Genomic DNA, 24,740 nt, shown 5'->3' on the forward strand with positions numbered 1-24,740 from the left:
AGGGATCTGATAAGATTGCCAGCACTGTCATTGCAGGTGTCTTCATGGCCTACCGCCCCTCTCCCGCTCGCGCCCCCGCCGTACTCCTGCGCGAAGCCCGTCCCCTCAAGGCATTGTTCAGCCATGCACAGCGTCTGGCGCAATTGCAGCGCCTGGTAGAAAGCCAGTTGCAGCCCGCAGCCCGCGAACACTGCCATGTCGCTTCGTGGCGCGAGGGTACGTTGTTGCTGGTGGTCACCGATGGCCACTGGGCAACGCGTCTGCGCTACCAGCAGAAACGTCTGCAACGCGCCCTGCAACAACTCGACGTGTTCGTCAGCCTCAACCGCATCCAGTTCAAGGTCCAGCCGACCGCCAGCAGCCCGCGCCCCGGCGGTCATGTAATGGATATTTCGAGCAAGTCGGCGGAGAACATCCAGGCCACGGCGGAAGGTATCAGCGACCCGAACCTGCGCGCGGCGCTGGAGCGCCTGGCCAGCCATGGCAAGGGCAACAAGAACCCGCCGACCGAGTGAATCCCGCGCAATAAAAAAGGCCACCCGGAGGTGGCCTTCAAACTAGAGAGAGAGTTCGAACTTATACAGCTGCTACCGGGCGCATATACGAGATCGGTGCGGTGCTGGCATCTTCGAAGATCACCACTTCCCAGGCGTCTTTCTCCTCGATCAGCTTGCGCAACAACTGGTTGTTCAGCGCGTGACCGGACTTGAAGCCACGGAATTCGCCAATCAGGCTGTTGCCCAGCAGGTAGAGGTCGCCGATGGCGTCGAGGATCTTGTGTTTGACGAATTCATCTTCATAGCGAAGGCCGTCTTCGTTCAACACGCCGTCCTTGTCCACCACGATGGCGTTTTCCACGCTACCGCCGAGTGCGAGGTTATGCTTGCGCAGGTACTCGATGTCGCTCATGAACCCGAAGGTACGGGCGCGGCTGACTTCCTTCACGAACGAGGTGCTGGAAAAGTCCACGCTGGCACTTTGAGTCCGGTTGCGGAACACCGGGTGGTCGAAATCGATCTCGAAACTCACCTTGAACCCGTCGAAAGGCAGGAAGGTGGCGCGCTTGTCGCCGTCCTCGACTGACACTTCGCGCAGGATGCGGATGAATTTCTTCGGCGCGTCCTGTTCTTCCAGGCCGGCAGATTGAATCAGGAATACAAAGGGACCAGCGCTACCATCCATGATCGGAACTTCCGACGCGGAGAGCTCGACGTAGGCATTATCGATGCCCAGGCCAGCCATGGCCGAGAGCAGGTGCTCTACCGTGTCGACCTTGGTATCGCCATTGACCAGTGTCGTGGACATGGTCGTCTCACCGACGTTTTCCGCACGGGCAGGGATCTGCACCACCGGATCGAGGTCGGCTCGGCAAAATACGATGCCGGTGTCCACAGGTGCAGGTTTGAGGGTCAGGTAAACCTTTTCCCCGGAGTGCAGGCCGACACCTGTGGCACGGATAATATTTTTCAGGGTGCGTTGTTTAATCATGGCATTGGCCGCTTCAGCACAGATTGCGAACTGGTATCAACAAAGGCTGGGGATAATAGCAGACCCGGCCTTTGCTGAACACCAATCACCCTAATACCCCTGATAAATTTCATTAATCGGCCTGGCGACGCAGGAAAGCCGGGATGTCCAGATAGTCCAGGTCGTCTTGCGGATTGAGCTTGGCAGCCGCTGCAGCACCGGCGTGCGTCTGGTTGCGCATCACGGTAGGACGCTCCAGGTCGCGGTAGTTCACTGCCGGTTGCTCGTGGCGCACAGGCGCTGGAGCCGGGGTCGAAGCCTGGGCCGCGGCGGATTGCAGGGTGTTGTCGATGACCTTCACAGGCTTCTCGATTTTCGCACCCAGGCCGGTGGCCACGACGGTTACATGCAGCTCGTCGCGCATGTCCGGATCGATCACGGTACCCACCTTGACCATCGCGTGATCCGACGCGAACGCCTCGATGATGCTACCCACGTCGGAGTACTCACCCAGCGACAGGTCAGGACCGGCGGTGATGTTCACCAGGATGCCACGCGCGCCCTGCAGGTTGACGTCTTCCAGCAGCGGGTTGCGAATGGCCGCTTCAGTGGCTTCACGAGCACGGTTCGGACCGCTGGCGCAGCCGGTACCCATCATTGCCATGCCCATTTCGCTCATCACGGTACGCACGTCGGCGAAGTCGACGTTGATCATGCCCGGACGCTTGATGATGTCGGAGATACCGCGAACGGCACCCGCCAGCACGTCGTCAGCCTTGGCGAACGCGGACAGCAGGCTCGCGTCCTTGCCCAGGATGGTCAGCAGCTTTTCGTTCGGGATGGTGATCAGCGAGTCAACGCTTTCAGCCAGCGCGCGGATGCCCTCATCGGCGATCTGCATGCGCTTGCGACCTTCGAACGGGAACGGACGGGTCACCACCGCAACGGTGAGAATGCCCATTTCCTTGGCCACTTCGGCGATGATCGGTGCAGCACCAGTACCGGTACCGCCGCCCATGCCAGTGGTGATGAACACCATGTTGGTGCCCTGCAGCACTTCGGCGATGCGCTCACGGTCTTCCAGAGCCGCCTGACGGCCGACTTCCGGATTAGCGCCAGCACCCAGGCCCTTGGTCACACCGGTACCCAGTTGCAGGATGGTACGTGCGCCGATGTTTTTCAGCGCCTGAGCATCAGTGTTGGCGCAGATGAATTCGACGCCTTCGATGTTGCTCTTCACCATGTGATTGACGGCGTTGCCACCGCCGCCACCGACGCCGATCACTTTGATGACCGGACTTTGCGGGACGTTGTCTACGAGCTCGAACATTTTCCCTCTCCTTTCATTTTTCTCTAGTTTTTGCGCCTACCACTACTGCTTTGAAACTTAAAAGTTGCCCTGGACCCAACGCTTGAAACGCTCAAGCACAGGAGCCTTTGGTTCATCGCCATAGCTGTCGTTTCTAATACCTGGCACGGGCACGCCATCGGACTGCTTCAGCAGGCCGTAGGTCAGCAGACCCACACCAGTGGAGTAAATCGGGTTGCGCACTACATCACTCAGGCCGCGAACGCTGTGCGGCACGCCCAGGCGTACTGGCATGTGGAAGATTTCCTCGGCCAGCTCGACCGCGCCTTCCATCTTCGAAGTGCCGCCGGTCAGCACGATGCCGGCCGGAACCAGATCTTCGTAGCCGCTGCGACGCAGCTCGGCCTGGATCAGGGTGAACAGTTCGTCGTAGCGCGGCTCGACCACCTCAGCCAGGGCCTGGCGCGACAGTTCGCGCGGCGGGCGGTCGCCCACGCTTGGCACCTTGATGGTCTCGCCGGCACCCGCCAGCTTGGCCAGGGCGCAGGCGTAGCGGATCTTGATTTCTTCGGCGTACTGGGTCGGTGTGCGCAGCGCCATGGCGATGTCGTTGGTCACCTGATCGCCAGCGATCGGGATCACCGCGGTGTGGCGGATTGCGCCTTCGGTGAAGATCGCGATGTCGGTGGTGCCGCCACCGATGTCCACCAGGCACACGCCCAGCTCTTTCTCGTCATCGGTCAGCACGGAATAGGCCGACGCCAGTTGCTCGAGAATGATGTCGTCGATTTCCAGACCGCAGCGGCGCACGCACTTCTCGATGTTCTGCGCGGCATTCACGGCGCAGGTCACGACGTGCACCTTGGCTTCCAGACGAACGCCGGACATGCCCAATGGCTCGCGAACGCCCTCCTGGTTGTCGATGACGTAGTCCTGCGGCAGGGTGTGCAGCACGCGCTGGTCAGCAGGAATGGCAACGGCCTGGGCGGCATCCAGTACTCGCTCGAGGTCCGCGGCGCTGACTTCACGGTCGCGGATCGCGACGATACCGTGGGAGTTCAGGCTGCGGATGTGGTTACCGGCCACACCGACAAATGCCGAGTGGATGCGGCAGCCGGCCATCAATTGCGCCTCTTCGACGGCGCGCTGGATCGACTGCACGGTGGACTCGATATTGACCACCACGCCTTTCTTCAACCCGCGCGACGGGTGGGTGCCGATACCGACGATTTCCAGTGTGCCGTCGGCAGCGACTTCGCCCACCAGTGCAACCACCTTGGACGTGCCGATATCCAGCCCGACGATCATTTTGCCGCTATGCGCGTTTGCCATGGTCCTGCCTCTCTCTAATTCTTCGCCACGGCGGATTGGGCCGCGGGCGGTGCAATCGGTTCCCGCCAGCCAACGGCAAGGCCATTGGCGTAACGCAGATCGATGCGGGCGATGTTCGTGATCTGTTCTTTGAGCGTCTTGTTATAAATGGCAATGAAGCGGCGCATCTTTTCCACCAGATGGTCACGCCCCAGCAGCAGTTCGATACCCGGCCCGGCGCTTCCGGCGCCGGTGGTCAGGAACCAGCTACCACGCTCGCGCAGTTCCAGACGTGCGATCGAAAAGCCCAGGGGACGCAGCATCTGGTTCAGTACCTGATATTGCTGCATCACTTGTTGCTGAGCCCGCTGCGGCCCGAACAACTGCGGCAGGTGCTCATAATTGGCCAGCTCGCGCGGCGTGAAGGCCTGACCCTGGTTGTTGAGCAAGGCATCATCACCCCAGCGCGCCACCGGCAACTGCTCCTCGAGACGGATCACCACCTCGTCCGGCCATACACGGCGTACTTCGGCATGGGCGATCCAGGGCATCTGCTCCAGCTCGGCGCGCATGCTCGCCAGGTCGACGGTGAAGAAGCTCGCCGCGACATAAGGCGCGATCCGCTGCTGCACCGCTTGCTGGCTGATGTAGCTGAGGTCGCCCTGCACGGCGATCTTGGTGATCGGCCGGTCGGCATACGGCATCAACCGCTGCGCGCCTTCATAGGCGCCAAAGCCCGCAGCCACCAGCAGGACCGGCCACAACAGTCGCTTGAAAACACTGAAGCCAGGCTTGGGCAGGCGCGCCGACAGTGGCTCTTTCGCCACCATCCGGCTGGCACCACGCGGCACCGGCTTGCGGCCGGGAGCGGGTTGCTGATGACGTACCATCGCGCCTTGCATGGGCTTAACCTCGCGCCTCGACACTCGCCGCCAGAATCGCCAGCACCAACTGCTGGAAATCGAGTCCGGCCGCACGCGCCGCCATTGGCACCAGGCTATGGTCAGTCATGCCTGGCGCGGTGTTGACTTCGAGCAGCCAGAACCGGCCCTGCTCGTCCTGCATCACATCCACACGGCCCCAACCAGCGATGCCGATGGCGTCGCAGGCGCGGGCGGTGAGGTCGATCAATTCCTGTTCCTTGGCGCTGTCCAGGCCACACGGAATCCGGTACTGGGTATCGGAAGCCAGGTACTTGGCGTCGTAGTCGTAGAACGTATGCGGGGTGCCCAGCGCGATCGGCGGCAGCACCTGGTCACGCAGCACCGCAACGGTGAACTCCGGACCATGAATCCACTGCTCGACCAACACTTGCGAATCGTAGGTGGCGGCGTCTTTCCAGGCGGCGACCAATTCATCGACGCTGGTCACTTTCGCCATACCGATACTGGAACCTTCATGGGCCGGTTTGACGATCAAAGGGAAGCCCAGTTCCGCGCCCGCGGAAATACAGTCGGCTTCGCTGGCCAGCACGGCATGACGCGGGGTCGGAATGCCCAGGCTCTGCCAGACCTGCTTGGTCCGCAGCTTGTCCATGGCCAGTGCCGAAGCGAGGATACCGCTGCCGGTGTAGGGAATGCCGAGGCACTCCAGCAAGCCCTGCATGCTGCCGTCTTCGCCGCCACGACCGTGGAGGATGATGAAGGCGCGGTCGATCTTCTCGCTCTGCAGGCGGGTCAGCAGGTCGTCACCGACGTCGATGGCAACCACGTCGACACCGCCGCTGCGCAGCGCGTCGATCACCGCGGCACCGGACTTGAGCGACACTTCGCGCTCGGCGCTCTTGCCGCCGTAAAGCACGGCGACGCGACCGAAGTCTTTTGGCGCAATGGTGGAATGCAGTTTGGCGTAGGCTTCAGTCATTTCGATTTCTCCTGACTGGCAACCGCACCAGCGAACAACGGGCTCTTCAACAGTTGTGGCGCCAGTCCACCGATATCACCGGCACCCTGGCAGAGCAGAATGTCCCCGGCGCGCAGCAGCGGCTTGACCAGCGGCGCCAGCTCGATGCCGCGCTCGATGTAGATCGGGTCGAGCTGACCGCGCTGACGAATGCTGCGGCACAGCTGGCGGCTGTCGGCACCCGGGATCGGTTCTTCGCCGGCCGGATAGACTTCCATCAACAGCAGCACGTTGGCGTCGGCCAGCACCTGGACGAAATCGTCGTACAGGTCGCGGGTCCGGCTGTAGCGGTGTGGCTGATAGACCATCACCAGGCGGCGCTCCGGCCAACCACCGCGGACCGCCTTGATCACCGCGGCGACCTCGGTCGGATGGTGTCCGTAGTCATCCACCAGCATCACGCTGCCGTCTTCGACCGGAAGCTCGCCGTAGACCTGGAAGCGACGACCCACGCCCTGGAAGCCCGAAAGGCCCTGGACGATAGCTTCGTCGCTGATGCCTTCGTCGGTGGCAATGGCGATGGTCGCCAGCGCATTGAGCACGTTGTGGTTGCCCGGCATGTTCACCGACACGTTCAGCGGCTCGCGGTCGCGACGCAGCACGGTGAAGTGGGTCTGCATGCCCGACTGACGCACATTGATCGCACGCACGTCGGCTTCTTCGCAGAAGCCGTAGGTGACTGCCGGGCGCTTGACCAGCGGCAGAATCTCGCGCACGACCGGGTCGTCCAGGCAAACCACCGCCAGGCCATAGAACGGCAGGTTGTGGAGGAACTCGACGAAGGTTTTCTTCAGTTTGTTGAAGTCGCCTTCGTAGGTCGCCATGTGGTCGGCGTCGATGTTGGTGACGACCGCCACCAGCGGCTGCAGGTGCAGGAAGCTGGCATCGCTTTCATCTGCTTCGGCGATCAGGTAGCGGCTGGTGCCGAGCTGGGCATTAGTGCCCGCGGCATTCAGACGGCCACCGATCACGAAGGTCGGATCGAGGCCACCGGCAGCGAACACCGAGGCCAGCAGGCTGGTGGTGGTGGTCTTGCCGTGGGTGCCGGCGACCGCGATACCGTGGCGGTAGCGCATCAGCTCGGCGAGCATCTCGGCGCGCGGCACGACAGGAATACGCCGTTCCAGCGCGGTGGCAACTTCCGGATTGGCGGTGTTGATCGCGCTGGAAACCACCAGCACATCAGCGGTCGCGGCGTTCTCGGCACGGTGGCCGATGAAGATTTCAGCGCCGAAGGACTCCAGGCGCTCGGTCACTGCCGAGGCCTTGAGGTCCGAGCCAGACACCTGGTAGCCCAGGTTCAGCAGCACTTCGGCGATACCGCACATACCCACGCCGCCGATACCGACGAAGTGAATGCGGCGGATGCGGCGCATCTCGGGCTGAGGCATGGCTTTCTGGTTCTCAACCATGGGCCACCTCCAGGCAGATGTCGACCACGGTGCGGGTAGCAGCAGGTTTGGCCAGGCGGCGCGCGGTGGCGGCCATGGTGTCGAGTTTTTCCGGTTGCATCAGTACCTCGTTCAGGCGTTCAGCGAGCTGCGCTGCGCCAGTTGTCGCTTGTGGCATCAGGAAGGCAGCACCTTCGCGGGCCAGATAATGGGCGTTGTGGGTCTGGTGGTCGTCGATCGCATGGGGCAAGGGCACCAGCATCGAAGGCAGGCCTGCCGCCGCCAGTTCACTGACAGTCAGCGCGCCGGCACGGCACACCACCAGGTCGGCCCAGCCATAGGCTTGGGCCATATCCTTGATAAACGGCTCTACCTGAGCCTCGATCCCCGCTTCGCGATAACGCTCGGCGGTGATCTGGTCGTGATTCTTGCCGGCCTGGTGGAACACCTCGGGACGGAGGGTTTCCGGCACCAGCGCCAGCGCCTGGGGCAACAGCTTGTTCAAGGGTTCGGCACCGAGGCTGCCGCCCAGCACCAACAAGCGCGCACGGCGGCCTGGCAAGGCTTCACGCACAGGTTCCAGAAACAGTTCGCTGCGCACCGGATTACCGGTGGTACGGCGTTTTTCGCTAGCGCCGAAGGTGTCCGGGAACGCTTCACAAACCCGACCGGCCAGCGGAACCAGCAGCCGATTGGCGGTGCCAGCACGGGCGTTCTGCTCGTGGATCACCACCGGCACGCCCGCCAGCCTCGCGGCAACGCCGCCGGGGCCGGTCACGTAACCGCCGAAGCCGACCACGCAGACCGGCTTGAGCTGACGGATGATCCGGCGCGCCTGCAGCACGGCCTTGATCAGGGTGAATGGCGCCTTGAGCAGCGACAGCTTGCTCTTGCCCCGCAGGCCAGTGACGTTGATCAGGTGCAACGGCAGGCCAGCCTGCGGCACCAGTTCGTTTTCAATGCCGCGTGGCGTTCCCAGCCAGTGCACAGTGAAGCCGCGCGCCTGGAACTCCCGGGCACAGGCCAGTGCCGGGAACACATGGCCGCCGGTCCCGCCGGCCATGATCAATACGTTCTTGCCGTCAGCGGCCATGATGATTTGGCTCCTCGGCAAAGTCGTCTTCGTCGAACTCGTGTTCCTCGCTGCCCAGGTGCGTACGGCTCTCCCATTCGATACGCAGCAGCAACCCCACGCAGGCACAGCAGATGACCAGCGAACTGCCCCCGTAACTGAGGAAAGGCAGGGTCAGCCCTTTGGTTGGCAGCAGGCCGATGTTCACACCGATATTGATGAGGAACTGGCCGATCCACAGGAACGCCAGCCCGAATGCCACATAGGCGGCAAAGAATTGCTTGGCTTTCTCGGCCCACAGACCGATGTACAAGGCGCGGACGGTGACGAAGACGAACAGCGCCAGCGTCGCCAGCGAGCCCACTACGCCCAGCTCCTCGGCCAGCACCGAGAACACGAAGTCGGTATGTGCTTCCGGCAGGTAGAACTGCTTCTGCACGCTGTTACCCAGGCCGACGCCGAACCACTCGCCGCGGCCGAAGGCGATCAACGCCTGGGTCAACTGATAGCCGGAACCGAACTGGTCTGCCCACGGGTCGGTAAAGGTTGTCAGACGCGCCATCCGGTAAGGCTGTGCCTGAACCAGGACGAACACCGCACCCACTGCCAGCGCCACCATCAGACCGAAGCGGAACAAGCCGACCCCGCCGAGGAACAGCATGGCCGCGGCCGAGCCCATCATCACCACGGTGGCGCCGAAGTCCGGCTCCATGAGCAGCAGGCCGGCCATCGGCAGCAGCACGATGAAAGGCTTGAAGAAGCCCATCCAGCTCTCGCGCACTTCCTGCTGCCGACGCACCAGATAGCCCGCGAGGTAGATGACCACGAAGACCTTGGCGATTTCCGACGGCTGCACGTTGAAGAAGCTGAAACCGATCCAGCGCCAGGAACCGTTCACTTCGCGACCGATGCCCGGGACCAACACCAGCACCAGCAGCCCGAAGGCACCGATCAGCATCAGGTAACCCATGCGTTGCCAGGTCGAGATCGGCACCATCATGGTGACGATGCATGCGCCCAGCCCGAGGGTCACGTACACCAGGTGACGAATCATGTGGTACAGCGGGTTACCCGACTGCGCCGCAGCCACTTCCGAGGACGCCGAGGTGATCATCACCAGGCCCAGCCCGAGCAAGGCCAGGCAACCGACCAGGAACGGGAAGTCCAGGTCTATGCCTCGGCCGCTGATCAGCGGCGACGGGTAGGGCTTGATGGCGCCGAAGATCATGCCAGCCCTCCCACGGCCTGGGCGAACAGGCGCCCACGCTCTTCAAAGTTCTTGAACATGTCGAGGCTGGCACAGGCCGGCGACAGCAACACCGCATCGCCCGGTTGAGCCAGTTCGGCACACTGCTGCACCGCTTCATCGAGTGTCTTCACCCGCACCAGCGGCACGCTGTCGCCCAGCGTTTCAGCCAGCCGTTCGGCATCACGACCCAGCAGCACCACCGCGCGGCAATGCTCGGCAACAGGCGCGCGCAGGCCAGAGAAATCGGCACCTTTGCCATCTCCGCCAGCAATCAGTACCAGCTTGCCGTCGATATCCGCGCCCAGCCCTTCGATGGCGGCCAGAGCGGCGCCAACGTTGGTGGCTTTGGAATCGTCGTACCAGTTGACCTCGTTACGCTCGCGTACCCACTGGCAACGATGGGCGAGGCCACCGAAATTGCGCAGGCTTTCCAGCATGGCGTCGAACGGCAGGCCGACGGCATGGCCCAGCGCCAACGCCGCCAGGGCGTTGGACTGATTGTGCGCGCCACGGATTTTCAGTTCGCGTACTGGCATGAGGTTCTGGAACTCGAACGCCAGGTACTTCTCACCGCCCTCCTCCCGCAGGCCAAAGGCCTTGAAGTCAGGCTTGTTCAGGCCGAAGGTCCAGCAGGGCTGGCCTTCGGTCAGCAACGGACGGCTCAGGGCATCCTGACGGTTGACCACCACTTGCCGCGCACCACGGAAGATCCGGTGCTTGGCCAGGTGATAAGCCGGCAGGCCGCTGTAGCGATCCATATGGTCTTCGCTGACATTGAGCACGGTCGCCACTTCAGCGTTGAGCTGATCGGTGGTTTCCAACTGGAAGCTCGACAACTCCATCACGTACAGCTCGACGTCATCGCTGAGCAGGTCCAGGGCGGGAGTGCCGAGGTTGCCGCCGACTGCCACACGTTTGCCCGCCGCTGCGGCCATCTCGCCGACCAGCGTGGTCACGGTGCTCTTGGCGTTGGAACCACTGATGGCAATGATAGGAGCCTTGGCATTGCGGGCGAACAGTTCGATATCACCCGACAGCTTCACGCCGCGAGCGGCGGCCTGCTGCAAGGCCGGCGTAGCGAGCGCCAGGCCTGGGCTGACGTAGAGCTCGTCGGCGCGGCAGAGGAAGTCCACATCCAGCTCGCCACAGCGCACTTCGATCTGTGGGTAGTCGCGTCGCAGCGTCGCCAGCTCCGGTGGGTTCTCCCGGGTATCGGCCACCGCAAACGCAACGCCCCGGTTCGCCAGGAAGCGAACCAGGGACATGCCGCTCTTGCCGAGGCCGACAACGATGCGGAAGTGGTCAGATGCGATCAGTGACACGCGCTCTACCTCAGTTTCAGGGTGGCAAGGCCAATCAGCACCAGCACCACGGTGATGATCCAGAAGCGGACGATCACGCGCGGCTCGGGCCAGCCCTTGAGTTCAAAGTGGTGGTGAATCGGCGCCATGCGGAACACCCGCTTGCCGGTCAGCTTGAACGAAGCGACCTGGATGACGACCGACAGGGTTTCCATGACGAACACGCCGCCCATGATGAACAGGACGATTTCCTGGCGAACGATCACGGCGATGGTGCCCAGCGCCGCACCCAGTGCCAGCGCGCCGACGTCGCCCATGAAGACTTGTGCCGGATAGGTGTTGAACCAGAGGAAGCCGAGGCCGGCACCGATCAGCGCGCCGCAGAACACGATCAGCTCGCCCGCGCCCGGCACGTAAGGAATCAGCAGGTATTCGGCGAATTTCACGTTACCCGACAGGTAGCAGAAGATACCCAGGGCGCCGCCCACCAGTACGGTCGGCAGAATGGCCAGGCCGTCGAGGCCGTCAGTCAGGTTGACCGCGTTGCTCGAACCGACAATCACGAAGTAGGTCAGGACCACGAAGCCGACGCCCAGCGGGATGGTGACATCCTTGAGCATCGGCACGATCAGGGTGGTTTCCACGCTGGTCGGTGCGGTCATGTAAAGGAAGATCGCGGCGCCGAGACCGAACACTGACTGCCAGAAATACTTCCAGCGGCTCGGCAGGCCACGGGAGTTCTTCTCGATGACCTTGCGGTAGTCGTCGACCCAGCCGATGGCGCCGAACAACAGCGTGACGATCAGCACGACCCAGACGTAGCGGTTGCTCAGGTCAGCCCAGAGCAGCGTGCTGACGCCGATGGCGGAAAGGATCAGTGCGCCACCCATGGTCGGCGTGCCGGACTTGGACAGGTGCGATTGCGGGCCGTCGTTACGGACCGACTGACCGATCTGGCGGATCTGCAGGGTGCGGATCATCCACGGGCCCAGCCAAAGGGCCAGCGACAGCGCAGTCAGTACCCCCAGAATCCCGCGCAGGGACAGGTACTGAAAGACCGCGAAGCCTTTGTAGAACTGTTGCAGGTACTCGGCCAACAGCAGCAGCATTAATGTTTCTCCCCGCTGGAACCGCACAAAGCCGCCACGACGTTCTCCATCGCAGCGCTGCGCGAACCCTTGATCAAAATAGTGGTGTTAGTGGCCTGCTCGTCGCGAATGGCGTCGATCAGGTCAGCTTGACTTGCGAAATGGCGGGCATTCTTGCCAAACGCCTTGACCGCGTGGGCCATCATCGGACCTACGGCATACAGCGCGGAAACCTTGTCTTTGGCGTATTCCCCAACCTGACGATGGCCCTCTTCTGCCCACTGGCCCAACTCGCCGATATCCCCGAGCACCAGGACGGTGCGACCGGAAAAGCCGGCAAGTATATCAACGGCCGCGCACATCGAGGTGGGGTTTGCGTTGTAAGTGTCATCGATGACCCGGGTACCTGCGTCGGTCATCTGCACCACCGTGCGCCCTTTGACCGGCTGCACCGTGTTCAGGCCCTGCGCGATACCGTCCAGCGTCAGGCCGAAGGCATGGGCGGCGGCTGCGGCGGCGAGTGCGTTGCTGATGTTGTGAGTACCCAGCAGGTTGAGCTGGATCGACACATGGCCTTGCGGGCCGTGCAGCACGAAGGCCGGGCAACCGCGCTCGTCGTTGCCGATATCGCTGGCATGGAAATCGGCAGCCGGGTTGTTCAGCGCAAAATTCAATACCGCATGTTTACCTGTGCGCTGTTTCCATATGCCAAAGGCTTTGTCGTCGAGGTTCAATACCGCGACGCCGTCCTCTCCAAGCCCCTCGAGAATCTCGCCCTTGGCTTCGACAATCTTCTCCGGCCCACCGAACTCACCGACATGAGCAGTGCCCGCGTTGTTGATCAACGCCACGCTCGGACGGGTCAGGCCCACGGTGTAGGCGATTTCGCCGATACGCGAAGCGCCCAGTTCGATCACCGCGGCGGTGTGCTCGGGCGCCAGTTCGAGCAAGGTCAGCGGCGCGCCGAGATCGTTATTCAGGTTGCCGCGGGTCGCCAGGACCGGGCCACGAGTGCGCAGGATGCTGGCAAGCATTTCCTTGACCGTGGTCTTGCCGCTGGAACCGGTGATTGCGGCCACAGGCTGCTTGAATGCACGACGGTTCAGCGCAGCCAGTTGGCCCAGCGCCAGGCGGGTATCGGCCACAACCAGTTGCGGCAGGCTCGCGCCGGCGACTTCCCGCTCGACCAGCGCCGCGACGGCGCCTCTGGCGGCGACTTCATTCAGATAGTCATGCCCGTCGAAGCGCGGCCCCGCCAGCGCGACGAACAGTTGCCCCGCGTCGATCTTGCGGCTGTCGATGCTGACACCGTCGAAACGCGCATCAGCGCCTACCAGGCGCCCCTTCAGCGGTTCGATCAACTGGGTGAGGGAAAGTGGCTCAAGCATGAGAGGCCTCCCAGACTGCCAGCGCTTTTTCGGCTTCAACTAGGTCGGAGAAGTCATGCCGCTGGCCGTTGATTTCCTGATAGTCCTCATGACCTTTGCCAGCGAGGACAATGACGTCGTCCGCGGCAGCCGATGCGATGGCACCAGCAATTGCCTCACCGCGACCGGAGATAAAGGTGGCGGACTCAGGGTTGGTCAAGCCAGGACGAATGTCGTCGAAAATCACCAGCGGATCTTCAGTACGCGGATTGTCATCAGTGACGATCACCCGGTCCGCCAGGCGCTCGGCCATCTCGGCCATCAGCGGGCGTTTGCCGCGATCACGATCACCGCCGCAACCGAACAGGCAGGTCAACTTGCCTTGAGCGTGAGGGCGCAGGGCCTCGAGCACTTTTTCCAGGGCATCGGGCGTGTGTGCGTAATCGACCACGACCAGCGGTTTGCTGCCGCCGCCAAGGCGCTGCATCCGGCCGATCGGGCCTTCCAGCTTAGCGGTGACCTTGAGAATTTCGTCGAGCGGATGCTCCATCGCCAGCAAGGTGCCGACAGCGGCCAGCATATTGCTCAGGTTGAAGCGACCGAGCAGGCGGCTGCGCAGCATGTGCTCGCCTTGTGGCGTCACCAGCACCGCACGTACGCCGTCGTCATCGAAGGTGGCTTCGCGGCAATACAGGGTTGCGGCGGGATCCTTGAGGCTGTAGCTGATCAGGCGGGATTCGCCTTGCTGGCCGGCCAGTTCGCGACCGAAATCGTCATCCAGATTGACCACCCGGCAGCGCAGGTTCGGCCAGGAGAACAAGCGCGCCTTGGCGGCTTTATAGGCTTCCATGGTGCCGTGATAATCGAGGTGATCGCGGGACAGGTTGGTCATCACGACGATGTCGAACGCCAAAGCAGCCACTCGGCCTTGCTCCAGCGCGTGAGACGAAACTTCCATGGCCACGGCGCGAGCCCCGGCCTTTTTCAGGTTATTCAGGGTCGCCTGCACGGCGAGCGGATCAGGTGTGGTCAGACGGCCACTTTCCAGTGCGCCGTAGAAGCCAGTGCCCAACGTACCGATCAAGCCGCAGTGCTGACCCAGCAGGTCCAGCGCCTGGGCGACCAGTTGCGTGACGCTGGTCTTGCCGTTGGTGCCGGTGACACCAACCAGATCCAGCAATCGGCTCGGCTCACCATAGAAGCGACCGGCGATTTCCGACAACTGAGCAATCAGGCCCTTTACCGGGATCAGCGGCACGCTGGTGATCGGCAGGACCGTAGCACCTTGCACTTCATAAGCCACGGCGGCTGCACCGCGCTTCAACGCATCGGCGATATGGTCGCGACCATCGACCTTGGCCCCGGGCACCGCCAGGAACAGGTCACCTGCCCGCACGTTGCGGCTGTCCAGGGTCAGCTCGCGAATCAGGGGATCGCTGCTGGCGTTGGCGAACAATTTACTCAATGGCATCGTCATCAACCACGCCCTCCTTTGGCGGACGCAGCATCGGCTTGCTGCTGAGGTGTCGGGGCGGGCAGGTTATCTGGCGGCACGTTCATCAGACGCAGGGTGCCAGACATGACCTTGCTGAAGACCGGCGCGGATACAAGGCCACCGAAGTAACCGCCTTTGCTCGGCTCGTCGATCACCACGACCACGGCGTAGCGCGGGTCACTCATCGGGCCGAAGCCTGCGAACAGCGAGCGGTAGGCGTTTTCGGTGTAGCCCTTCGAACCGATGGTCGCCTTACGCGCAGTACCACTCTTGCCGGCAACGTGGTACGACGGCACCTGAGCGCGGAAAACGCCTCGCGGCGCCTCGATAACCTGTTGCAACATTTGCTGAATGGTCTCGGCAGTCTCTTTCGGCACCACCTGGGTTTCTTCCGGCGCCTTGTCCGTTTTCAGAATGCTCAGCGGAACCATCTTGCCGTCGTTGGCCAAGGCCGCGTAGGCATGCACCAGTTGCAGCGCGGTAACCGACAGGCCGTAGCCGTAGGACAGGGTCGCGGTTTCGGCCTTGCGCCACTCGCGGTGGTTTGGCAGGTTGCCGACCCGCTCGCCCGGGAAACCAAGTCCGGTGTACTGACCCAGACCGAGTTGCGACATGACGCGGTAGATCGCTTCGCCACCGATATCGAAGGCGACTTTGGACATGCCCACGTTACTGGAGTTGATCAGGATGCCGGTCAGGTCGAGAACCGGGCCTTCACTCTTGGAAACGTCACGAATGGTGTAGCGCCCCAACTGGAGGGTGCCCGGATACACTTCAACCTTGTCGGTCGGCTTCCAGCGGCCGCTTTGAAGCGCAGCACTCATGGACAGCGGCTTCACTGTAGAACCTGGCTCGAACACGTCGATGATGGCGCGGTTACGCATCGCCGCCGGGAACATGCTGCGACGGTTGTTCGGGTTGTAAGTCGGCTGGTTGACCATGGCCAGCACTTCGCCGGTTTTCACATCCATGATGACCAAGCTACCGGCCTTGGCTTCCTGCTCGGCAATCGCGTTGCGCAGTTCGCGGGTGGCCAGGTATTGCAGGCGCAGGTCGATCGACAACGCCAAGGTCTTTCCGGCCTTGGCGTTTTTGGTGACCTGGACATCCTTGATCAAGCGACCGCGTCGGTCCTTGATGACTTGCCGCTTGCCGGGCACGCCGGCCAGCCACTCATCGTAGGCCAGCTCGACCCCCTCGCGACCATGGTCGTCGAGGTCGGTAAAGCCAACCATGTGAGCGGCGACATCCCCAGCGGGATAGAAACGACGGAATTCCTCGATGCCATAGACACCGGGAACCTTCAGGTCGAGCACAACCTGGCCCTGCTCCGGGGTCAGGCCACGGACCAGGTAAATGAATTCTTTATTGGCCTGTTGCTCGAGACGCTCGGCCAGTTGCTTCGGATTCTGGTTGATGGCAACGGCCAGCGCTGGCCAGCGATCCTTGGCAGCCTGCATTTCCTTGGGGTTGGCCCACAAGGTGGTCACCGGGGTACTGACAGCCAAAGGCTCGCCGTTGCGGTCGGTAATCAGGCCACGGTGCGCAGGAATGGGGATGTGCCGCATGCTGCGGGCATCGCCCTGGCTTTTCAGGAAGTCACGGTCAACCACCTGCAGGTCGATGATCTGCCAGGCGATGGCACCGACCATCAGCGCCAGCAAACCGAGCACTACCCGGAAGCGCCAGGGGTAGAGGGCGCCCTCGAGCTTCATCATGGCGCCACCATCCGCACTTCATCTGCGGCAGGGATGCGCATTTTCAGTTGCTCACTGGCCAGGGTTTCGATGCGGCTATGGGCGGTCCAGGTGCTTTGTTCAAGAATCAGACGGCCCCACTCGGCCTGTGCTTTGTCGCGCTCGTTGAGCTCGCCGTACAGGGTATTGAGCAGTTGCCGGTTCCAGTGGGCGCTGTAGGACACCGCGACCGAGGAAACGAGCACGCCAATGAACAGCAGGAGCATCAGGAAGCTCCCGCCGGGCAAAGGCTTGGCATATAGCCTGCTCACCGCAGCTTCTCCGCCACACGCATGACGGCGCTGCGCGACCGCGGATTGGCCTTGAGTTCAGCGTCGGAAGCAAACTGTGCCTTGCCGATGGTCCTGATCTTCGGCTCGAACGGTTTGTGCTGGACCGGCAGGTTGCGCGGCAGGTTGTCCGCCTCGCCCTTGGCCAGCTTGCGCATGAACAGTTTGACGATGCGGTCTTCCAGGGAGTGGAAGCTGATCACCACCAGACGACCACCGATCTCCAGGGCATCGAGTGCAGCCTGCAAACCGACTTCAAGGTCGCCCAGCTCATTGTTTACATGGATGCGCAGCCCCTGGAACGCCCGAGTTGCCGGGTTCTTGCCTTTCTCCCAGGCGGGATTGGCGACCTTGAGCACTTCGGCCAGGTCGGCGGTGCGGGTGAAGGGTTGTTCCGCACGGCGCAGGACTACGGCGCGGGCCATGCGCCTGGCGAAACGCTCTTCGCCGTATTCCTTGAATACCCGGGCAATTTCTTCTTCAGGCGCGGAAGCGATGAAGTCGGCGGCGCTGACACCCCGGGACGGGTCCATACGCATGTCCAGCGGGCCATCGTTGAGGAAGCTGAAGCCGCGCTCCGGGTCATCGAGTTGCGGCGAGGACACGCCCAGATCGAACAGCACACCGCTGACCTTGTCCGAGAGGCCGCGCTCGGCCACTTCCGAACCCAGCTCGGCAAAGCTGCGCTGCACAATGACAAAGCGGCCGTCTTCGGCCGCCAGCGCTTGCCCGGTGGCAATCGCTTGAGGGTCCTTGTCGAAACCCAGCAAACGGCCATCAGGCCCAAGGTGTTTGAGAATCAGTCGGCTGTGACCGCCACGTCCGAAGGTACCATCGAGATAGCAACCATCGGCGCGCACGGCGAGAGCCTCTACGGCTTCGTCCAGTAGCACAGTGATGTGGTTAAAGCCGCTATCTATAGTCACAGGATCAAATCACGCAGTTCATCAGGCATGGCGCCCGGTTGTTGAATGGCTGCCAGATCCGCTGCGGAAACAGCGTTCCAGGCATCCTCGTCCCACAGTTGGAATTTGTTCAGTTGCCCCACCAGCATCGCCCGCTTGTCGAGCTTGGCGTATTCGCGCAAACGCGGCGGAACGAGAAAACGGCCGCTGCCGTCGAGCTCCAGATCCACCGCATTGCCAATCAGCAAACGCTGCAGGCGACGGTTCTCTTCGCGTAACGACGGCAAGGCGCGCAACTTGGCTTCTATCAGTTCCCACTCATCGAGCGGATACACACACAAGCAGGGGTCAACCGCATCGATCGTCACAATCAACTGTCCCGAGCTACGCGATTCAAGCTCGTCACGGTACCGGCTCGGCATCGCGAGACGGCCCTTGGCGTCGAGGTTGATGGCGTTTGCTCCGCGGAACACGGCTGCGATTCCCTAATTGTTAGCTTTTTGGTGTCTGAAAACCCACTTCATGCCACTTTCTGCCACTTGCGCACACTATAGGAATCCGCCTACCGCACCGTCAAGGCGCGCATATAAGGAAAACCCTTACAGATCGGCGATTTAGCGTAACAAGGACAGACAACAGGGTAATTCGGAGGGGTTTTCGAGGACGAAATGCAAATTCACTCAAATGAATAGAGTGCGAAGTTAAAGTGATTTATTAAGAGTAAGACTTTTTCGGTATTACCAGAGCGCGTCTGCTATCGAATCAAGCAGGGAGGGAAAGAGGTGGAGAGTCGATCTGTAAGCCGGGTTCTGTCGAGGACAGTCATTCCTCTACGACGGCCATCACTGGACGTCTTTAGCAACCTACCCGGTTCCAACGCGGGCCGCGCCATATGGAACCCTATTTGGTCTTGCTCCGAGTGGGGTTTACCTAGCCACGAACTGTTACCAGACGTGCGGTGCGCTCTTACCGCACCTTTTCACCCTTACCGTCACCGAAGTGCTTAGGCGGTTATTTTCTGTGGCACTTTCCGTAGGCTCGCGCCCCCCAGGCATTACCTGGCACTCTGCCCTATGGAGCCCGGACTTTCCTCCCCCCTCTTTTGCGGAACAAAAGAAGGCAGCGACTGTCCAATCGACTCTCCGCCGCAAAGAGTAACGGGAGAGCGATCCGAGAACAAGTGAACAATACAAATAATGTCACAGTGACATCACTTGTTTTTCTGTTTTTCCAGCGCGACTTGATACAAAACATTCTTGCGCACACCGGTAATTTCCGCAGCCAATGCAGCAGCTCGCTTGAGCGGCATCTCGGCCAACAACAAATCAAGTACGCGCAATACTTCACTACTGACGGCCTCTTCGTCTTCCGGAGCCGTCCAGCCTGCAACCAGAACTACGCACTCCCCACGCTGCTGATTGCTGTCTCCCTCGACAAACGCTCGCAACTGCGCCAAAGGCAGCCCCTTGAGGGTCTCGAACGTCTTGGTCAACTCACGCCCCAGCACCGCCGGGCGCTCAGCACCGAAAATCGCTTCCATGTCCTGCAGGCATTCGAGGATCCGATGTGGTGCCTCATAGAAAATCAGTGTGCGCGGCTCTTCCTTGAGCAAGTTCAGGCGAGCCTGTCGCCCAACGGCCTTGGCAGGCAGGAAACCTTCGAAGATGAAGCGGTCCGAGGGCAGGCCGGCCGCAGAAAGTGCGGCGATCAATGCGCAGGCACCGGGCACCGGCACCACATCGACACCTGCCGCACGCGCCTGGCGCACCAGGTGATAACCCGGATCGGAGATCAGTGGCGTTCCCGCATCGGAGATCAGCGCAACGTTGTCACCCGCCAGTAGCCGGGTCAGGAAACGGCTGCCCTCATCACGCTCATTGTGCTCGTGACAGGCCGCGAGAGGCGTATTGATACCGAAATGTTGCAGCAGGCGGATCGAGTGCCGGGTGTCCTCGGCAGCGATCAGCGCGACCTCGCCCAGCACCTTCAGCGCACGGGCACTGATGTCATCCAGGTTTCCGATTGGCGTGGCCACCACATAAAGGGTTCCGGCGGCGGGATTGGAAACACCTGGAGCATCGGTCACAGCACATACCTGTCATCTGGATAAAGCCGCCATTGTAGCGTGATCGCCGAAAACAATGCCTCCCCACACTGCCGGCAACCCCGTGCTACGACTTGTATCGAAGGATTCACGCCAGCAAGATCGCGCCGGGGCCAGCGCTTGGGTACAATCGCAGGTTAATTTGATCGAGTAACAGGACCCTTACATGATCGCATGCCTGCGGCTGTTCTCAGCCCTCTGCCTCGCTACCCTGCTGGCAGCCTGCGCCAGTTCGCCTTCGTCCAGCCTGGGCGACCTGCCGCGCACTCCGGACGCCAGCATCGAGCAACTGCTCGAACAGGCCGCCGCCAGCAAGACGCCAGAGAAAGCTGCGCTGCTGCGACTGAGCGCCGCCGATCAGGCTTACCGGCAAAAAGACACTGCGCGTGCCGCCCGGATTCTCGAGCAGGTCCAACTGGATTCGCTGAAACCGGCCCAGCAGGTTTTCGCCAGCACCCTGGCCGCCGAACTGGCACTGAGCCGCAACCAACCCAAGGCCGCGCTGACCGCCCTGAGCCACCCGAGCCTGGCGCGACTGAACGAGCTGCCGCAAGACCAGCAGGCCCGCACCCGCAGCGTGCACGCTGCGGCGTTCGAAGCCGACGGCCAGGCCCTTGCCGCTGCACAGGAACGCATTGCCCTGGCGCCCCTGTTGAGTGGCAATGCCGCCAACGCCAACAATGACGCCATCTGGAGCCTGGTCTCGGCACTGCCCGCAGAGCAACTGCAGAGCGCGGGCAGCGACACCCTTGCCGGCTGGACCAGCCTGGCCCTGGCAGTCAAAAGCGCAGGCACGCTTGAACAACAGCAAGCCGCCATCGACACCTGGAAAGCACAACACCCCGATCACCCAGCCGCACTGCAACTGCCATCGCCACTGGTCAAACTCAAAAGCCTGACCAGCCAGCCGCTGACCAAGATCGCCCTGCTGCTGCCACAGGAAGGCCAACTGGCCGGTGTTGCCCGGGCCCTGCGTGACGGCTTCATGGCCGCACATTTCCAGGCCCAGCAGGCGGGACAGAACCCGCCCGCCATCCAGGTTTTCGACAGCTCTCGCCTGACCTCCCTCGACGATTTCTACCGCCAGGCACAGGCCGCCGGCGTGCAACTGGTGGTTGGTCCGCTGGAAAAACCGCTGGTCAAGCAACTCGCCAGCTACCCGCAACTGCCGATCACCACGCTGGCGCTGAACTACAGCGATTCCGGCCAGGGCACCCCGCCACAGCTGTTCCAGTTCGGCCTCGCCGCCGAAGACGAAGCGCGCGAAGTGTCCCGTCGCGCCTACGCCGACGGCATGCGCCGTGCCGTAGCACTGGTCCCGAGCGGCGAATGGGGCGATCGCGTACTCAAGGCATTCCGCCAGGACTGGGAAGCCAAAGGCGGCACCCTGCTGGCTGCCGAACGCGTCGCACAACCGGTCGCGCTGGCCCAGCAGATCGCTGATCTGTTCCAACTGCGCCAGAGCGAAGGCCGCGCCAAGAGCCTGCAGAGCACCGTTGGCGGCAACATTTCCGCACAACCGTCGCGTCGCCAGGACATCGACTTCATCTTCCTCGCCGCAACGCCGCAGCAGGCCCAGCAGATCAAGCCGACGCTGAACTTCCAATACGCCGGCGACGTGCCGGTCTATGCGACCTCCAACGTCTACAGCGCCAGTGGCGACGTCAACCAGTACAACGACATGACCGGCATTCGCTTCTGCGAAACGCCATGGCTGCTCGACAGCAGCAACGGCCTGCGTCAGCAGGTGGTTCGCCAGTGGCCACAAGCAGCTGGCAGCCTGGGTCGGCTGTACGCCATGGGTGTCGACGCCTACAGCCTGGCGCCACGCCTCACCCAGCTGAAGGCCCTGCCGGATAACCGCATCGAAGGCCTCTCCGGCAGCTTGAGCATGAACCCGTCACAGCGCATCGAGCGGCAACTGCCGTGGGCCGAGTTCTCCGGCGGCCAGGTCAAACGCCTGCCTGATACGCCTCGTTGATGCCCACACCTTCGCGCCAGGCCGCCGGAATGGCGGCCGAGCAACAGGCCCTGGATTACCTTCTAACCCAGGGCCTTTCGCTTCTGACGCGAAACTGGCGATGCAAACGCGGCGAGCTTGATCTGGTCATGCTCGACCGCGATACAGTAGTATTCGTCGAAGTTCGTTATCGCCTGCACGCAGGCTTTGGCGGCGCCCTCGGCAGCATCGATGCCCGCAAGCAGGAAAAACTGACGCTCGCCGCGCAGCATTTCCTGCAAGAGGAATCACGCTGGGCCAGTCACCCCTGCCGTTTCGATGTGATCGCCCTGCAAGGGAGCGGTCATTCAGGACAACCGCTCGACTGGCTGCAAAATGCCTTCGACAGCTGACTCCACTGCGACGAACGCGCCTTTACCTATTCAACTTTTTGCTCTTTGCTTCGCGGGCTGCACAGTCATGTGCCGGGAGCCTCTCAATCCCCGCCCGGCCAGCCCCATTTAAGGTCACACTGATGGACATGCAATCCCGAATTCGCCAGCTCTTCCAGGCCAGCATCAACACCAAGCAACAGGCCATGGAAGTCCTTGCACCCCACATTGAGCAAGCCAGCCAGATCATGGTCAATGCCTTGCTGAACGAGGGCAAGATGCTCGCTTGCGGCAATGGCGGATCGGCCGGCGACGCACAGCACTTTTCCTCCGAGCTGCTCAACCGCTTCGAGCGCGAGCGCCCGAGCCTGCCGGCCATCGCCTTGACCACCGACAGCTCGACCATCACCTCGATCGCAAACGACTACAGCTACAACGAAATATTCTCCAAGCAGATCCGCGCGCTCGGGCAGCCGGGCGACGTACTGCTGGCCATTTCCACCAGCGGCAACTCGGCGAACATAATTCAGGCGATCCAGGCCGCACATGATCGCGAAATGATTGTCGTAGCTTTGACCGGACGCGATGGCGGTGGAATGGCTTCGCTATTGCTGCCTGAAGACGTCGAAATCCGCGTGCCGGCCAACGTCACCGCACGTATCCAGGAAGTCCACCTGCTGGCGATCCACTGCCTCTGTGACCTGATCGACAGCCAACTGTTCGGGAGTGAAGAATGACCCCAAATCGCCTCGGCCTGATGGCCCTGACCCTGTGCCTGAGCCTGACCGGCTGCAGCTCGGTGATCAATGCCAGCCGTGAGTCTCCGATCGAGGACGACCGCGGCACCCGCACCCTCGGCAGCAAAATCGACGACTCACTGATCGAAACCAAGGTGGCGGTCAACGTCGCCAAGGCCAGCCCTGACCTGGACCAGAACTCACACATCGTCGTCAGCAGCTTCAACGGCGTCGTCCTGCTCGCCGGCCAGACACCCCGTGCCGACCTGAAGAGCTTGGCCGAACAGGCCGCGAGTCAGGTGCAGAAGGTCAAGAAGGTGCACAACGAGTTGCAGGTGCTACAGCCCTCCTCCCTGCTCGCCCGCAACAACGACGCCTGGCTGACCACCAAGATCAAGACCCAGATGCTTACCGACGCCAGCATTCCCGGCTCGCGGATCAAGATCATCACCGAGAACGGCATCGTTTACCTGCTGGGCCTGCTGACCCAGGCGGAAGCCGGCCGTGCCACCAACCTGGTCCAGGGTGTGTCCGGCGTGCAGAAGATCGTCAAGCTGTTCGAATACATCGACTGAACAACGAACGCCCTGCAGCAAAAAGGCGACCCTAAGGTCGCCTTTTTTCATTTCACTACTTTCAGACTTGGCCGACCACTCGGGCGAGGCGGCTGTCCACCGTCCGGCGGACCGTCGTCATCCGGCTCGACATCATCTTCATCATCAATCACCGGCGGCTCCAGCTCGAAGACCATGCCTTGGCCGTTCTCACGAGCATAGATTCCAAGAATGGCACTGATGGGCACGAACAAGCTGTGCGCAACACCACCAAACCGGCCTTCGAAACTCACCGCGTCATTGTCCATGTGCAAGCTGCGCACAGCACTGGGCGATACGTTCAGAACAATCTGACCGTCGCTGGCGAAACCTTGGGGAACCTGGACGGCCGGGTATTCGGCATTCACCAGGATGTGAGGCGTGCAATCGTTGTCCACGATCCACTCATACAGTGCACGCACCAGGTAGGGGCGACTGGAGTTCATCAACAGCTCCTTAAAGCTTGCGCATTTCTCGTTCTGTAGAGGACAGGCTTGCCTGGAAAGCTTCGCGGGCAAACTGCCGCTCCATATAGTCCAGCAACGGCTTGGCCTGCCGTGGCAGCTCGATACCCAGTATCGGCAAACGCCACAGTATGGGCAGTAGACAGCAATCCACCAGACTTTGATCCTCACTCAGGAAACATGGCTTGTCCCCGAATAGCGGGGACACACCCGTGAGGCTCTCGCGCAACTCCTTGCGCGCCTGGACGCGGGCCGCATCCTTGCTGCGAGCATCGAGGATCAGGTCCACCAGCGAGCACCAGTCACGCTGGATACGGTGAATCAACAACCGGCTGTTCGCCCTCGCTACCGGATACACCGGCAACAGCGGCGGATGGGGATAACGCTCATCGAGGTATTCCATTACGACCGTCGATTCGTACAACGCCAGATCGCGATCGACCAGGGTCGGCAGCGTGCCGTACGGATTGGCCTCAAGCAGTTTGGCCGGCTGATTTCCCGCCGCGACGTTGATGATTTCGACGCTGACACCCTTCTCGGCGAGAACGATGCGCACCCGATGAGAATAGTGATCAGCGGGGTCGGAGTAGCAGGCTAACCGGTTGGTCACGCCCATATGGGTCCTCCT

General features: G+C 61.9%; 24 protein-coding genes and 1 other RNA gene. 5 read left to right on the plus strand and 20 right to left on the minus strand.

All coding sequences use genetic code 11. The annotated features are described in order from the left end of the window. The first annotated feature begins 44 nt into the window (after nt 1–44). Entirely contained in the window at nt 45–515 is a 471-nt protein-coding gene (locus NTD88_RS19275; RefSeq protein WP_095154681.1) for a DUF721 domain-containing protein, read from the plus strand. Between the two features lie 61 nt (nt 516–576). Here NTD88_RS19275 and lpxC read toward each other — a convergent pair whose 3' ends face one another. The 18 genes from lpxC to rsmI all read right to left on the minus strand — a co-directional run bounded on the left by lpxC (nt 577) and on the right by rsmI (nt 19,969). Next, entirely contained in the window at nt 577–1,488 is a 912-nt protein-coding gene (gene lpxC, locus NTD88_RS19280) for a UDP-3-O-acyl-N-acetylglucosamine deacetylase (RefSeq protein WP_095154679.1), read from the minus strand. 112 nt (nt 1,489–1,600) lie between these two features. Then, entirely contained in the window at nt 1,601–2,797 is a 1,197-nt protein-coding gene (gene ftsZ / locus NTD88_RS19285) for a cell division protein FtsZ (protein ID WP_095154677.1), read from the minus strand. 57 nt (nt 2,798–2,854) lie between these two features. Next, the gene (gene ftsA, locus NTD88_RS19290; RefSeq protein ID WP_095154675.1) at nt 2,855–4,108 is read right to left on the minus strand and encodes a cell division protein FtsA; all 1,254 of its coding nucleotides are present in this window, start codon (nt 4,106–4,108) and stop codon (nt 2,855–2,857) included. A gap of 14 nt (nt 4,109–4,122) precedes the next feature. Then, nucleotides 4,123–4,989 (minus strand): cell division protein FtsQ/DivIB, encoded by an 867-nt coding sequence (locus tag NTD88_RS19295; RefSeq protein WP_262154500.1) that lies wholly within the window; start codon nt 4,987–4,989, stop codon nt 4,123–4,125. 4 nt (nt 4,990–4,993) lie between these two features. Further along, a complete protein-coding gene (locus NTD88_RS19300; RefSeq protein WP_095154672.1) occupies nt 4,994–5,950 on the minus strand; it encodes a D-alanine--D-alanine ligase in 957 nt (318 codons plus the stop codon). After that, nucleotides 5,947–7,401 (minus strand): UDP-N-acetylmuramate--L-alanine ligase, encoded by a 1,455-nt coding sequence (gene murC, locus NTD88_RS19305; protein WP_095154670.1) that lies wholly within the window; start codon nt 7,399–7,401, stop codon nt 5,947–5,949. Before murC ends, NTD88_RS19300 begins: the two co-directional genes overlap by 4 nt. Then, complete coding sequence (gene murG / locus NTD88_RS19310) at nt 7,394–8,473, minus strand: undecaprenyldiphospho-muramoylpentapeptide beta-N-acetylglucosaminyltransferase (RefSeq protein ID WP_262154501.1); 1,080 nt, start codon at nt 8,471–8,473, stop codon at nt 7,394–7,396. Before murG ends, murC begins: the two co-directional genes overlap by 8 nt. After that, complete coding sequence (gene ftsW, locus NTD88_RS19315; RefSeq protein ID WP_410017296.1) at nt 8,463–9,680, minus strand: putative lipid II flippase FtsW; 1,218 nt, start codon at nt 9,678–9,680, stop codon at nt 8,463–8,465. The genes murG and ftsW overlap by 11 nt, the downstream gene beginning before the upstream one ends. After that, complete coding sequence (gene murD / locus NTD88_RS19320; RefSeq protein WP_095154664.1) at nt 9,677–11,023, minus strand: UDP-N-acetylmuramoyl-L-alanine--D-glutamate ligase; 1,347 nt, start codon at nt 11,021–11,023, stop codon at nt 9,677–9,679. The genes ftsW and murD overlap by 4 nt, the downstream gene beginning before the upstream one ends. A gap of 5 nt (nt 11,024–11,028) precedes the next feature. Further along, nucleotides 11,029–12,111 (minus strand): phospho-N-acetylmuramoyl-pentapeptide-transferase, encoded by a 1,083-nt coding sequence (gene mraY, locus NTD88_RS19325; protein WP_095154662.1) that lies wholly within the window; start codon nt 12,109–12,111, stop codon nt 11,029–11,031. After that, nucleotides 12,111–13,478 (minus strand): UDP-N-acetylmuramoyl-tripeptide--D-alanyl-D-alanine ligase, encoded by a 1,368-nt coding sequence (gene murF, locus NTD88_RS19330; protein WP_262154502.1) that lies wholly within the window; start codon nt 13,476–13,478, stop codon nt 12,111–12,113. The genes mraY and murF overlap by 1 nt, the downstream gene beginning before the upstream one ends. Next, a complete protein-coding gene (locus NTD88_RS19335; protein WP_095154658.1) occupies nt 13,471–14,934 on the minus strand; it encodes a UDP-N-acetylmuramoyl-L-alanyl-D-glutamate--2,6-diaminopimelate ligase in 1,464 nt (487 codons plus the stop codon). Before NTD88_RS19335 ends, murF begins: the two co-directional genes overlap by 8 nt. After that, nucleotides 14,934–16,667, minus strand: coding sequence for a peptidoglycan D,D-transpeptidase FtsI family protein (locus tag NTD88_RS19340; protein ID WP_177454402.1), 1,734 nt, complete (start codon nt 16,665–16,667; stop codon nt 14,934–14,936). Before NTD88_RS19340 ends, NTD88_RS19335 begins: the two co-directional genes overlap by 1 nt. Next, the gene (gene ftsL / locus NTD88_RS19345; protein ID WP_095154655.1) at nt 16,667–16,960 is read right to left on the minus strand and encodes a cell division protein FtsL; all 294 of its coding nucleotides are present in this window, start codon (nt 16,958–16,960) and stop codon (nt 16,667–16,669) included. The genes NTD88_RS19340 and ftsL overlap by 1 nt, the downstream gene beginning before the upstream one ends. Further along, nucleotides 16,957–17,904 carry a 16S rRNA (cytosine(1402)-N(4))-methyltransferase RsmH gene (gene rsmH / locus NTD88_RS19350; RefSeq protein ID WP_371864270.1) on the minus strand — a complete coding sequence of 316 codons (948 nt, stop codon included), beginning with the start codon at nt 17,902–17,904 and terminating at the stop codon, nt 16,957–16,959. The genes ftsL and rsmH overlap by 4 nt, the downstream gene beginning before the upstream one ends. After that, nucleotides 17,901–18,356, minus strand: coding sequence for a division/cell wall cluster transcriptional repressor MraZ (gene mraZ, locus NTD88_RS19355; RefSeq protein ID WP_095154653.1), 456 nt, complete (start codon nt 18,354–18,356; stop codon nt 17,901–17,903). Before mraZ ends, rsmH begins: the two co-directional genes overlap by 4 nt. A 309-nt stretch (nt 18,357–18,665) precedes the next feature. Continuing rightward, an RNA gene (gene rnpB, locus NTD88_RS19360) (RNase P RNA component class A) lies at nt 18,666–19,025 on the minus strand. 68 nt (nt 19,026–19,093) lie between these two features. Continuing rightward, nucleotides 19,094–19,969 (minus strand): 16S rRNA (cytidine(1402)-2'-O)-methyltransferase, encoded by an 876-nt coding sequence (rsmI, locus tag NTD88_RS19365; RefSeq protein WP_095154651.1) that lies wholly within the window; start codon nt 19,967–19,969, stop codon nt 19,094–19,096. A 184-nt stretch (nt 19,970–20,153) separates the two neighbouring features. On the opposite strand from rsmI, the gene NTD88_RS19370 reads away from it, so the two are divergent. The 4 genes from NTD88_RS19370 (at nt 20,154) to NTD88_RS19385 (ending at nt 23,630) form a co-directional block, all read left to right on the plus strand. Continuing rightward, nucleotides 20,154–21,968 (plus strand): penicillin-binding protein activator, encoded by a 1,815-nt coding sequence (locus tag NTD88_RS19370; protein WP_095154649.1) that lies wholly within the window; start codon nt 20,154–20,156, stop codon nt 21,966–21,968. Then, entirely contained in the window at nt 21,968–22,339 is a 372-nt protein-coding gene (locus tag NTD88_RS19375) for a YraN family protein (protein WP_095154647.1), read from the plus strand. The genes NTD88_RS19370 and NTD88_RS19375 overlap by 1 nt, the downstream gene beginning before the upstream one ends. Nucleotides 22,340–22,461: 122 nt before the next feature. Further along, nucleotides 22,462–23,055, plus strand: coding sequence for a phosphoheptose isomerase (locus NTD88_RS19380; protein ID WP_095154645.1), 594 nt, complete (start codon nt 22,462–22,464; stop codon nt 23,053–23,055). Beyond that, the gene (locus NTD88_RS19385) at nt 23,052–23,630 is read left to right on the plus strand and encodes a BON domain-containing protein (protein ID WP_095154643.1); all 579 of its coding nucleotides are present in this window, start codon (nt 23,052–23,054) and stop codon (nt 23,628–23,630) included. Before NTD88_RS19380 ends, NTD88_RS19385 begins: the two co-directional genes overlap by 4 nt. Nucleotides 23,631–23,677: 47 nt before the next feature. Here NTD88_RS19385 and NTD88_RS19390 read toward each other — a convergent pair whose 3' ends face one another. Next, nucleotides 23,678–24,094: a ClpXP protease specificity-enhancing factor gene (locus NTD88_RS19390; RefSeq protein WP_095154641.1), complete on the minus strand. Its 417-nt coding sequence runs from the start codon at nt 24,092–24,094 to the stop codon at nt 23,678–23,680. A gap of 10 nt (nt 24,095–24,104) precedes the next feature. Continuing rightward, entirely contained in the window at nt 24,105–24,728 is a 624-nt protein-coding gene (locus NTD88_RS19395; RefSeq protein ID WP_095154639.1) for a glutathione S-transferase N-terminal domain-containing protein, read from the minus strand. Nucleotides 24,729–24,740: the final 12 nt, after the last annotated feature.

The sequence above is a fragment of the Pseudomonas sp. 20P_3.2_Bac5 genome, from assembly GCF_025466035.1.
GTDB lineage: Bacteria > Pseudomonadota > Gammaproteobacteria > Pseudomonadales > Pseudomonadaceae > Aquipseudomonas.

Excerpts from the sequence above, each read along its gene's own strand:
- lpxC (WP_095154679.1), bottom strand. The coding sequence starts at position 1,488 with ATGATTAAACAACGCACCCTGAAAAATATTATCCGTGCCACAGGTGTC.
- NTD88_RS19390 (WP_095154641.1), bottom strand. The coding sequence starts at position 24,094 with ATGAACTCCAGTCGCCCCTACCTGGTGCGTGCACTGTATGAGTGGATC.
- ftsA (WP_095154675.1), bottom strand. The coding sequence starts at position 4,108 with ATGGCAAACGCGCATAGCGGCAAAATGATCGTCGGGCTGGATATCGGC.
- NTD88_RS19380 (WP_095154645.1), top strand. The coding sequence starts at position 22,462 with ATGGACATGCAATCCCGAATTCGCCAGCTCTTCCAGGCCAGCATCAAC.
- NTD88_RS19300 (WP_095154672.1), bottom strand. The coding sequence starts at position 5,950 with ATGACTGAAGCCTACGCCAAACTGCATTCCACCATTGCGCCAAAAGAC.
- NTD88_RS19375 (WP_095154647.1), top strand. The coding sequence starts at position 21,968 with ATGCCCACACCTTCGCGCCAGGCCGCCGGAATGGCGGCCGAGCAACAG.
- NTD88_RS19340 (WP_177454402.1), bottom strand. The coding sequence starts at position 16,667 with ATGAAGCTCGAGGGCGCCCTCTACCCCTGGCGCTTCCGGGTAGTGCTC.
- NTD88_RS19275 (WP_095154681.1), top strand. The coding sequence starts at position 45 with ATGGCCTACCGCCCCTCTCCCGCTCGCGCCCCCGCCGTACTCCTGCGC.
- mraY (WP_095154662.1), bottom strand. The coding sequence starts at position 12,111 with ATGCTGCTGCTGTTGGCCGAGTACCTGCAACAGTTCTACAAAGGCTTC.
- murF (WP_262154502.1), bottom strand. The coding sequence starts at position 13,478 with ATGCTTGAGCCACTTTCCCTCACCCAGTTGATCGAACCGCTGAAGGGG.
- NTD88_RS19395 (WP_095154639.1), bottom strand. The coding sequence starts at position 24,728 with ATGGGCGTGACCAACCGGTTAGCCTGCTACTCCGACCCCGCTGATCAC.
- NTD88_RS19385 (WP_095154643.1), top strand. The coding sequence starts at position 23,052 with ATGACCCCAAATCGCCTCGGCCTGATGGCCCTGACCCTGTGCCTGAGC.
- murC (WP_095154670.1), bottom strand. The coding sequence starts at position 7,401 with ATGGTTGAGAACCAGAAAGCCATGCCTCAGCCCGAGATGCGCCGCATC.
- ftsZ (WP_095154677.1), bottom strand. The coding sequence starts at position 2,797 with ATGTTCGAGCTCGTAGACAACGTCCCGCAAAGTCCGGTCATCAAAGTG.
- NTD88_RS19370 (WP_095154649.1), top strand. The coding sequence starts at position 20,154 with ATGATCGCATGCCTGCGGCTGTTCTCAGCCCTCTGCCTCGCTACCCTG.
- NTD88_RS19295 (WP_262154500.1), bottom strand. The coding sequence starts at position 4,989 with ATGCAAGGCGCGATGGTACGTCATCAGCAACCCGCTCCCGGCCGCAAG.
- ftsW (WP_410017296.1), bottom strand. The coding sequence starts at position 9,680 with ATGATCTTCGGCGCCATCAAGCCCTACCCGTCGCCGCTGATCAGCGGC.
- NTD88_RS19335 (WP_095154658.1), bottom strand. The coding sequence starts at position 14,934 with ATGACGATGCCATTGAGTAAATTGTTCGCCAACGCCAGCAGCGATCCC.
- murG (WP_262154501.1), bottom strand. The coding sequence starts at position 8,473 with ATGGCCGCTGACGGCAAGAACGTATTGATCATGGCCGGCGGGACCGGC.